Genomic DNA, 820 nt, shown 5'->3' with positions numbered 1-820 from the left:
CCCTGATGACCTACTACCACAAGCACCAGCTGCGAACCCTGCGGGAGATCGTTCACCGCTGGGCACCGCCGAATGAAAACGACACCGACGCCTATGTCAGAAGCGTTTGCCAGCGCATCGGCCTGACTGAGAAACAGCGCCTGCCCATGGGCATCAGCCCATTACTGAACCCATTAATAAAAGCCCTGATCCATCACGAACTCGGATGCCAGCCCTACAGTGACTGGCTCATTGATACCGGTATTACCTGGGAAAAAGAAGGCGTACCCCACCGGATTATCCACTGAAACCAGCAAGCAAAAGCAAGGAACGCTTATGAGCTTCAACAAAATTGCCGCCACCCTGGTCAACACCTTAACCGGCGGATTAGCTGACACCCTGTTCGACGTGGTGAAAACCTACTTTCCCCCGGACATGACCCTGGAGCAAAAGGGCAAAATCTACATGGAGCTCCAGCGGTTAGAGCAGGAGAAACGTCATCAGGCCGACTTGGCACTGGTTAAGGCAGAACAGACCCTGACCGAACGCATCAGCCAGCTGGAAGGGACCGCCAACGACCTCAAGACCCTGCCCATCATCGGCCATCTGATTTTATTCGCCCGAGGCTGCCAGCGCCCGATATGGGGCTTTTTCACTTTATACCTGGATTACCAGTGGTTCACCCAGTGGCAACTTTCCGAGCAGCAGCAGTCCGCCCTGATCGTGATCAACTTATTAGTCCTTGGTTTTCTATTCGGTGAGCGAGCCATCAAGAACGTGGCACCGTACCTGATCCAGGCGGCACAGAACCGACAACGCTGAATCTTGCACAGCCCAGCGG

At 54.8% G+C, this 820-nt stretch carries 1 protein-coding gene and 1 pseudogene; both read left to right on the top strand.

Features of this window, described 5'->3' with window-relative positions; genetic code table 11:
• Window positions 1-287 (top strand): annotated as a pseudogene (locus tag AK963_RS34190) (hypothetical protein); the annotation flags it as partial.
• Window positions 288-315: 28 nt separating this feature from the next.
• A complete protein-coding gene (locus AK963_RS29915) occupies window positions 316-801 on the top strand; it encodes a hypothetical protein (protein ID WP_066018826.1) in 486 nt (161 codons plus the stop codon).
• The last annotated feature ends 19 nt before the right edge of the window (window positions 802-820 follow it).

Source organism: Endozoicomonas atrinae (genome assembly GCF_001647025.1).
Lineage (GTDB): Bacteria > Pseudomonadota > Gammaproteobacteria > Pseudomonadales > Endozoicomonadaceae > Endozoicomonas > Endozoicomonas atrinae.
The sequence above is the reverse complement of the archived record's forward strand: the minus strand, read 5'-3'. Positions and strand labels throughout refer to the sequence as shown.